This window comes from Klebsiella sp. MS 92-3 (assembly GCF_000195655.1).
Lineage (GTDB): Bacteria > Pseudomonadota > Gammaproteobacteria > Enterobacterales > Enterobacteriaceae > Klebsiella > Klebsiella pneumoniae.
Window position 1 is genome coordinate 928 of sequence record NZ_GL882824.1, and the last position, 8,388, is coordinate 9,315.

Here is an 8,388-nt window from a genome sequence, read left to right on the forward strand (position 1 = left end):
GGGCGGGGCGGGGCGGGGGGGGGGGGGGGCGGGGCGGCCCCTGACGATCCATCAGCCGCAGGACGTAATCCAGGCGCTTTGCCTGCGACAGGATCTCCTGCAGCTGCTGCCTGTCGAAGCCGTGCTTCGCCACCATCTTATCGATAAACTGCGCCGCCGCCGGGTTGTTGGCGAAGTCGCCGCCCATCTGCATCACGTTATGCTGCGGTTCCAGCAAAAAGCCGCCGGTTCCACTCGCCATCTCCGTTTCCGCGGGGGTCTTGGGTTTGCTGCTGCAGGCAGCGAGGAGCACACAAAGGGGAAGTAAAGCCAGATAGCGACGCTTCAACATGGGAATTCCGTTTAACAAATTCAGCAAGGGATAATTATGGTAAAGCATGCGACGACCAACAAGAAAGCGACAATCTGTTTGTAGACAAAATAGTCCTTCAACTGCTCCTCCCCTGCGTGCTTTCATGCCCTGCAACATTTCATCTCGCCCGCATCATCTTTCAAAATAAAATATTTATCTTTCATTTTGCGATCCATTTAACACTTTTAAACCTTTCAAAATGATTAAAATCAGCCTGCGATTAGCAAGAAAAATAACATGCTGAAGGAGAGAACAATGATTGACGTCGTGACCCACGGCGCGGAGTGGTTTATCGGCCTGTTTCAGAAAGGCGGCGAGGTATTTACCGGCATGGTGACCGGGATCCTCCCCTTGCTGATCAGCCTGCTGGTGATCATGAACGCGCTGATCAACTTTATCGGCCAGCAGCGGATCGAGAAGCTGGCGCAGCGCTGCGCAGGAAACCCAATCTCCCGCTACCTGCTGCTACCCTGCATCGGCACCTTCGTGTTTTGTAACCCAATGACGTTAAGCCTCGGCCGGTTTATGCCAGAGAAGTACAAGCCCAGCTATTACGCGGCGGCGTCGTATAGCTGCCACTCAATGAACGGGCTGTTTCCACATATCAACCCCGGCGAGCTGTTCGTCTATCTCGGCATCGCCAACGGCCTCACTACCCTCGGCCTACCGCTCGGTCCGCTGGCGGTGAGCTACCTGCTGGTCGGGCTGGTGACTAACTTCTTCCGCGGCTGGGTCACCGACCTGACCACCTCGATTTTCGAGAGAAAAATGGCGATTCAGCTTTCCCAGAAAGTGCATCTGTCAGGAGCGACATCATGACCCGTATTCGTATAGAGAAAGGCACCGGCGGCTGGGGCGGCCCGCTTGAGCTCGACGCCGTCGAAGGCAAAAAGATCGTCTATATCACCGCCGGCACCCGCCCGGCGATCGTTGACCGCATCGCCAGTCTGACCGGCTGGCAGCCGGTGGACGGGTTTAAAGAGGGAGAACCAGCGGAAAGCGAGATCGGCGTGGCGATTATCGACTGCGGGGGCACCCTGCGCTGCGGGCTCTATCCTAAACGCCGCATCCCGACGGTGAATATCCATGCCACCGGCAAATCAGGGCCGCTGGCCCAGTACATCACGGAAGATATTTATGTCTCCGGCGTCAAAGAGGACAACATCCAGTGCATCGCTCCCGACAGCGCAGGGGTTTCCGAGCCGCCGGCGGAAAACAAGAGCGCGGGTCGCGATTACGACACCAGCAAGAAGATTACTGAACAGAGCGATGGCCTGCTGGCGAAGGTCGGGATGGGCATGGGTTCGGTGGTGGCGGTGCTGTTCCAGGCCGGGCGCGACACCATTGATACGGTGCTGAAAACCATTCTGCCGTTTATGGCTTTCGTCTCGGCGCTGATCGGCATCATCATGGCCTCCGGCATCGGCGACTGGATCGCCCACGGCCTGGCGCCGCTCGCCAGCCATCCGCTGGGGCTGGTAACCCTGGCGCTGATTTGCTCTTTCCCGCTGCTGTCGCCGTTTCTCGGCCCCGGCGCGGTTATTGCCCAGGTGATCGGCGTGCTGATCGGCGTTCAAATCGGCCTCGGCAACATTCCGCCGCACCTCGCCCTGCCCGCCCTATTCGCCATTAACGCCCAGGCCGCCTGCGATTTTATTCCGGTAGGCCTGTCGCTAGCCGAAGCCCGCCAGGATACCGTGCGCGTCGGCGTGCCGTCGGTGCTGGTCAGCCGCTTTCTGACCGGCGCACCAACGGTGCTGATCGCGTGGTTCGTTTCCGGATTTATTTACCAGTAAGAGGTTCCTGCAGATGACTGTGATTTACCAGACCACCATTACGCACATCGGCGCCTGCGCGACGATGGCGCTGGAAGAGCAAATGCTGATCACCTTCCGCGAGGGCGCCCCGGCGGATATCGAAGAGTACTGCTTTATTCACAACCACGGCGAGCTTGCTGGCACGCTGCAGCCGGGGGCAGAGCTGCAGCTTGGCGAACAGCGCTACCCGGTGACCGCCGTCGGCGAGGTCGCTGAACAAAACCTGCGCGAGCTGGGCCACATCACCCTGCGCTTTGACGGCCATCGTGAAGCGGAGTTCCCAGGTACCGTCCATGTGGCGGGCCCGGTGCCGGACGCCATCGCGCCCGGCTGCGTACTGAAGTTTGTTGCTTAAAAGGAGAGAGAGATGAATCAGGTTGCTGTTGTCATTGGCGGTGGACAAACCTTAGGAGAGTTTCTGTGCCGCGGGCTGGCCGCCGAGGGCTACCGCGTGGCGGTGGTCGATATTCAGAGCGAAAAAGCCAGCCGCGTCGCCCAGGAGATTAACGCTGAGTATGGCGAAGGTATGGCGTACGGCTTCGGCGCCGACGCCACCAGCGAGGCCAGCGTCACCGCCCTGGCCCACGGGGTGGATGAGATTTTTTCGCGCGTCGACCTGCTGGTGTACAGCGCCGGGATCGCCAAGGCGGCGTTTATTAGCGACTTCGCGCTGGGGGATTTCGACCGCTCGCTGCAGGTCAATCTGGTGGGCTATTTTCTCTGCGCCCGCGAGTTCTCGCGGTTGATGATCCGCGACGGCATTAAGGGGCGGATCATTCAGATCAACTCGAAATCCGGCAAAGTCGGCAGTAAGCACAACTCCGGCTACAGCGCGGCGAAGTTCGGCGGCGTCGGGCTGACCCAGTCGCTGGCGCTGGATCTGGCGGAATATGGCATTACCGTGCATTCGCTGATGCTCGGCAATCTGCTGAAGTCGCCGATGTTCCAGTCGCTGCTGCCGCAGTATGCCACCAAGCTCGGTATCGATGAGAGCGAAGTCGAGCAGTACTACATCGACAAGGTGCCGCTGAAGCGCGGCTGCGAATATCAGGATGTGCTGAACGTATTGATGTTTTACGCTAGCCCACAGGCGTCGTACTGCACCGGGCAGTCGATCAACGTCACCGGCGGCCAGGTGATGTTTTAACAGGTTCCCGGATGGCGCTGCGCTTATCCGGGCTACAAAACTGTAGGTCGGGTAAGGCGTTAGCCGCCACCCGACAAAAAAACGGCACCGCGGGTCGCTCGGGTTAGGCGCTCGCGCCGTGACCAGGGCTGTTCCCGCCCCCCTTAAGGAGAGACCTATGGTTACTGCATTAATCATCGTCGCCGCCATCGCCTGGCTTACCCAGCTGGCCTTTGGCGGCTGGCAGATCCGCCGCTTCAATCGCGCCTTTGATAGCCTGTGCCAGCAGGGGCGGGTGGGCGTCGGCCGCTCCGCCGGGCGCTTTCAACCGCGCGCCATCGTCGCCATCGCCGTCGATGATAACGACCGCATTAGCGACACGCTGCTGATGAAAGGCTTCACCATTTTCGCCAGTCCGCAAAAGATCCCGGCTCTGGCAGGCAAACATATTGCGGAATTGCAGCCTGATGTGATCTTTCCCCATGATCCGCGCTGTCAGAATGCACTATCATTAGCGCTTAATCCGAAACATGGATAATTTCGTTGTAAAAGTAAATATCTTGCGAAATTATCACTTCGAAACTTAAACGCAGGATAGACGCCTATGAAACCACGTCAGCGCCAGGCAGCCATTCTCGAGTTCCTGCAGTCGCAGGGAAAATGCTCGGTCGAAGAGCTGGCGCAACACTTCGATACCACTGGCACCACCATCCGCAAGGATCTGGTCACGCTGGAAAACGCCGGCACCGTCATTCGCACCTACGGTGGCGTGGTACTCAACAAGGATGAAGCCGATCCGCCGATTGACCATAAAACGCTGATCAACACCCATAAAAAAGCGCAGATTGCCGAGGCCGCCGTGCGATACATCCACGATGGCGATTCAATTATCCTCGACGCCGGCAGCACCGTGCTGCAGATGGTGCCATTGCTGAGTCACTTCAATAACATCACGGTGATGACCAACAGCCTGCATATCGTCAACGCGCTATCAGAGTTCGATAACGAGCAGACCATCCTGATGCCGGGCGGCACCTTCCGTAAAAAATCGGCCTCTTTTCACGGCCAGCTGGCGGAAAACGCCTTCGAACAGTTCAGCTTCGACAAGCTGTTTATGGGCACCGACGGTATCGATCTGAACGCCGGAGTCACTACCTTTAATGAGGTCTATACCGTCAGCAAAGCGATGTGCAACGCCGCCCGCGAAGTGATCCTGATGGCCGACTCATCCAAGTTTGGTCGTAAAAGCCCCAATATTGTCTGCGGCCTTGAACGCGTGGATAAATTGATTACCGATGCCGATATTGACCCGGAATTCCAGCGGGCGCTGGAAGCCAAAGGCATAGCAGTCATTATTACTGGAGAACATCATGAGTAACTTTTTGTTAGAGGCCGGACGCCAGACCCTGATGCTTGAGCTGCAGGAGGCGAGCCGCCTGCCGGAGCGCCTGGGCGACGACTTCATCCGCGCGGCGGAAACCATTATCCACTGCGAGGGCAAACTGATTGTCTCCGGTATCGGTAAATCCGGCCACATCGGTAAAAAGCTGGCGGCAACCTTCGCCAGCACCGGCACCCCGGCCTTTTTCGTCCATCCGGCGGAAGCCCTGCACGGCGATCTCGGCATGCTCGATAGCCGCGACGTGATGCTGTTTATCTCCTACTCCGGTAGCGCGAAAGAGCTGGATCTCATCGTGCCGCGGCTGGAAGAAAAAGGCATTCCGCTGCTGGCGATGACCGGCAAATCCACCTCGCCGCTGGCGCTGGCGGCGAAAGCGGTGCTGGATATCGCCGTGGAGCGCGAGGCCTGCCCGATGCATCTGGCGCCAACCTCCAGCACCGTCAACACGCTGATGCTGGGCGACGCGTTGGCGATGGCGGTGATGCAGGCGCGCGGTTTCAATGAAGAGGATTTCGCCCGTTCCCACCCGGCGGGCGCCCTCGGCGCGCGGCTGCTGAACAAAGTGCATCACCTGATGCGTCGTGATGAAGAAGTGCCGCGGGTCAATACCGAGGCCAATGTCATGGACGCTATGCTCGAACTAAGCCGAACCGGACTCGGCCTGGTGGCGGTCTGCGATGAAGCCAACCGCGTGCAGGGCGTTTTCACCGACGGCGACCTGCGCCGCTGGCTGGTTGCTGGCGGTACGCTCAACGATGGCGTCACTCGGGCGATGACCCGCAACGGCGTAACGCTGCAGGCGGATAGCCGCGCGGTGGAAGCCAAAGAGCGGCTGATGAAACACAAAATCAGCGCCGCGCCGGTAGTGGATGAGAACGGCCAACTGGTCGGCGCCATTAACCTGCAGAACTTTTACCAGGCGGGGATCCTTTAAGCCCCAGACGTTTCGCCAGCCGATGCAGGTTGGCGACGTCCAGTTCCAGCGCTCGGGCGGTCGCCGCCCAGTTGCCCTGGTTCGCCTCCAGCGCACGGCTAATGGCTTCTCGCTGAAAAGAGTCGGTCGCCTCGCGCAGATTGATGTTTCCCGTCGCGGGCGCCGCTGCCGCCGTCTCAGTCGGCAACATCGGCGCCGCCACCGCAAACTGGAAATGCTGCGGCTCCAGGACCACTTCATCACCGGCCTGGGTGGCCCGCGCCAGCACCACCGCCCGATGGATAGCATGCTCCAGTTCGCGCACGTTGCCTGGCCAGGACCACTGCTGCAGCCGGTTTCGCGCCGCCTCAGCCAAAATGACCCGCGCCAGCCCCATCCGCAGGCGGCACTGCTCGCAGAAATAGCCCGCCAGCAGCACCACGTCACTTTCCCGCTCGCGTAGCGGCGGAACCGACAGCGGGAAGACGCTCAGCCGATGGTACAGATCGGCGCGAAAGCGCCCTTCCACCACCTCCTGGCGCAGATCGCGGTTCGTCGCCGCCAGCACCCGCACATCGACCCGCAGGCTGCGGTCATCGCCGACGCGCTGAATATCGCCATACTGCAGCACGCGCAGCAGTTTGGCCTGCAACGCCAGCGACAGTTCGCCGATTTCGTCAAGAAACAGGGTGCCGTTATCCGCCATCTCAAATTTACCGCTGCGGTTGCTGATAGCCCCGGTAAATGCCCCTTTCACATGGCCGAACAGCTCGCTCTCCGCTACGCTTTCCGGCAGCGCCGCGCAGTTGAGGTACACCAGAGGGTTGGCGGCTCGCGGCGACCCCTGATGCACCGCCTTCGCCACCAGCTCTTTGCCGGTGCCAGTTTCGCCGCTGATCAGCACGTTTAAATCCGAGGCGGCGACGATATCGATCTCTTTTTTCAGCTGCAGCATGGGCCCCGACAGGCCGATGATCTCCTGGCGCTCCGGCAGCGGGTAATTCACCGCCTGCGCCGGCAGGACGTTTTGCGCTTCAAGGCGGGCGATAAGCAGCGCATTATTCAGCGCCCCGGCCACCAGCGCGGCAATCAGCCGCAGCTCTTCATCGCTGAAGCTATCGAAACGATCGGCATCCATGCCGTCCAGGGTCAGCGCGCCAATCAGCGTCTGCCCGGCAAACAGCGGCAGTCCCACGCAGGCATGGACTTTGAGGCTCTCATGACCGGGGATCAGCCCGTCATAGGGGTCGGGCAGGTCGCTATCCGCCGGGAAGCGCACCACATCCCCGGCGCGCGCAATCGCCTCCAGCCGCGGGTGTCCTTCCAGGGCAAAGCGCCGACCGAGCACATCCTGCGCCAGGCCATCGATCGCCAGCGGCACAAACTGATGCGCCTCATAGCGCAGCAGCGCCGAGGCATCGCAGCCAAGAATTTGCCGCAGGGTAGTAATCAGGCGCGAAAAGCGGTCGGTGTGACCAATATCGCTTTGTAAATCTATGGCGATTCTCGCCAGCTCGTCGACGGAAAAACTCATTGTCGCTCCATTGTCATTTTGACAATACTCATTGTCATATCGACTATTTTAACCATTGTCATTTTGACAACAACCAAAATCAGAAAAAATTAAAAACAGATAATTATCAATGAATTAAAAAGTTGGCACGCAACTTGATATAAGCCAGTCAACTGAGTTTAAACACACTGTATTGATTGAGGTTGCTATGTCTATTGTGGTGAAAAATAACATTCTTTGGGTTGGCCAACGTGACTGGGAAGTGCGTGATTTCCACGGCACCGAATATAAAACGCTGCGCGGCAGCAGCTACAACAGCTATCTCATCCGCGAAGAGAAAAACGTGCTGATCGATACCGTCGATCATAAATTCAGCCGCGAGTTCGTACAGAACCTGCGCCGCGAAATCGACCTCGCCGACCTCGACTATATCGTCATTAACCACGCCGAAGAGGACCATGCCGGCGCGCTGACCGAACTGATGATGCAGATCCCGGATACGCCGATCTACTGCACCGCCAACGCCATCGACTCGATCAACGGCCACCATCATCATCCGGAGTGGAACTTCCACGTGGTGAAAACCGGCGATACTCTCGACATCGGTAACGGTAAACAGCTGATCTTCGTGGAAACGCCGATGCTGCACTGGCCGGACAGCATGATGACCTACCTGACCGGCGACGCGGTGCTGTTCAGCAACGACGCCTTCGGCCAGCACTATTGCGACGAACATCTGTTCAACGATGAAGTGGACCAGACTGAACTGTACGAACAGTGCCAGCGCTACTACGCCAACATCCTGACGCCCTTCAGCCGCCTGGTGACGCCGAAAATTACTGAAATCCTCGGTTTCAACCTGCCGGTGGAGATGATTGCCACCTCCCACGGCGTGGTCTGGCGCGATAACCCGACGCAAATCGTCGAGAAATACCTCGAGTGGGCGGCGGATTATCAGGAAGATCGCATCACCATCTTTTACGACACCATGTCCAATAATACCCGCATGATGGCGGACGCCATTGCCCAGGGGATCACCGAGGTTGACCCACGGGTAGCGGTGAAAATCTTTAACGTCGCCCGCAGCGACAAAAACGACATCCTCACCAATGTTTTCCGCTCGAAAGGCGTACTTGTCGGCACGTCCACCATGAACAACGTGATGATGCCGAAAATCGCCGGGCTGGTGGAAGAGATGACCGGGCTGCGTTTTCGCAATAAACGCGCCAGCGCCTTTGGCTCGCACGGCTGGAGCGGCGGCGCGG

The 8,388-nt window shown here is 58.8% G+C and carries 9 protein-coding genes and 1 pseudogene; 8 read left to right on the plus strand and 2 right to left on the minus strand.

Annotated elements, in window-relative coordinates:
• Positions 1-331, minus strand: a pseudogene (locus tag HMPREF9538_RS31685) (murein transglycosylase B); the annotation flags it as partial.
• A 276-nt stretch (positions 332-607) separates the two neighbouring features.
• On the opposite strand from HMPREF9538_RS31685, the gene HMPREF9538_RS10285 reads away from it, so the two are divergent.
• From HMPREF9538_RS10285 to gutQ, 7 genes are all read left to right on the plus strand, one after another.
• On the plus strand, positions 608-1,171 hold the full coding sequence (locus tag HMPREF9538_RS10285) for a PTS glucitol/sorbitol transporter subunit IIC (protein WP_002914812.1): 564 nt from the start codon (positions 608-610) through the stop codon (positions 1,169-1,171).
• Positions 1,168-2,148, plus strand: a complete 981-nt coding sequence (locus HMPREF9538_RS10280) for a PTS glucitol/sorbitol transporter subunit IIB (protein ID WP_004890251.1) — start codon at positions 1,168-1,170, stop codon at positions 2,146-2,148. Before HMPREF9538_RS10285 ends, HMPREF9538_RS10280 begins: the two co-directional genes overlap by 4 nt.
• Positions 2,149-2,161: 13 nt before the next feature.
• Positions 2,162-2,524, plus strand: a complete 363-nt coding sequence (gene srlB / locus HMPREF9538_RS10275; protein WP_004174693.1) for a PTS glucitol/sorbitol transporter subunit IIA — start codon at positions 2,162-2,164, stop codon at positions 2,522-2,524.
• 12 nt (positions 2,525-2,536) lie between these two features.
• Positions 2,537-3,316 carry a sorbitol-6-phosphate dehydrogenase gene (gene srlD, locus HMPREF9538_RS10270; protein ID WP_002914815.1) on the plus strand — a complete coding sequence of 260 codons (780 nt, stop codon included), beginning with the start codon at positions 2,537-2,539 and terminating at the stop codon, positions 3,314-3,316.
• A gap of 157 nt (positions 3,317-3,473) precedes the next feature.
• Positions 3,474-3,833, plus strand: a complete 360-nt coding sequence (gutM, locus tag HMPREF9538_RS10265) for a transcriptional regulator GutM (RefSeq protein ID WP_004145754.1) — start codon at positions 3,474-3,476, stop codon at positions 3,831-3,833.
• Positions 3,834-3,899: 66 nt separating this feature from the next.
• Entirely contained in the window at positions 3,900-4,673 is a 774-nt protein-coding gene (gene srlR / locus HMPREF9538_RS10260; RefSeq protein WP_004181024.1) for a glucitol operon DNA-binding transcriptional repressor SrlR, read from the plus strand.
• Positions 4,666-5,631 carry an arabinose-5-phosphate isomerase GutQ gene (gutQ, locus tag HMPREF9538_RS10255; RefSeq protein ID WP_004174691.1) on the plus strand — a complete coding sequence of 322 codons (966 nt, stop codon included), beginning with the start codon at positions 4,666-4,668 and terminating at the stop codon, positions 5,629-5,631. Before srlR ends, gutQ begins: the two co-directional genes overlap by 8 nt.
• On the opposite strand, the gene norR is transcribed toward gutQ, so the two are convergent.
• Positions 5,594-7,144, minus strand: coding sequence for a nitric oxide reductase transcriptional regulator NorR (gene norR / locus HMPREF9538_RS10250; protein ID WP_004890240.1), 1,551 nt, complete (start codon positions 7,142-7,144; stop codon positions 5,594-5,596). The two genes, gutQ and norR, sit on opposite strands and share 38 nt — an antisense overlap.
• Before the next feature lie 187 nt (positions 7,145-7,331).
• Between norR and norV the strand changes: the two genes are divergently transcribed.
• A partial coding sequence (norV, locus tag HMPREF9538_RS0127980; protein ID WP_009485494.1) for an anaerobic nitric oxide reductase flavorubredoxin occupies positions 7,332-8,388 on the plus strand: 1,057 nt, incomplete at its 3' end.

Coding starts and splice junctions, on each gene's coding strand:
- HMPREF9538_RS10285 (WP_002914812.1), top strand. CDS start 608: ATGATTGACGTCGTGACCCACGGCGCGGAGTGGTTTATCGGCCTGTTT.
- HMPREF9538_RS10280 (WP_004890251.1), top strand. CDS start 1,168: ATGACCCGTATTCGTATAGAGAAAGGCACCGGCGGCTGGGGCGGCCCG.
- srlB (WP_004174693.1), top strand. CDS start 2,162: ATGACTGTGATTTACCAGACCACCATTACGCACATCGGCGCCTGCGCG.
- srlD (WP_002914815.1), top strand. CDS start 2,537: ATGAATCAGGTTGCTGTTGTCATTGGCGGTGGACAAACCTTAGGAGAG.
- gutM (WP_004145754.1), top strand. CDS start 3,474: ATGGTTACTGCATTAATCATCGTCGCCGCCATCGCCTGGCTTACCCAG.
- srlR (WP_004181024.1), top strand. CDS start 3,900: ATGAAACCACGTCAGCGCCAGGCAGCCATTCTCGAGTTCCTGCAGTCG.
- gutQ (WP_004174691.1), top strand. CDS start 4,666: ATGAGTAACTTTTTGTTAGAGGCCGGACGCCAGACCCTGATGCTTGAG.
- norR (WP_004890240.1), bottom strand. CDS start 7,144: ATGAGTTTTTCCGTCGACGAGCTGGCGAGAATCGCCATAGATTTACAA.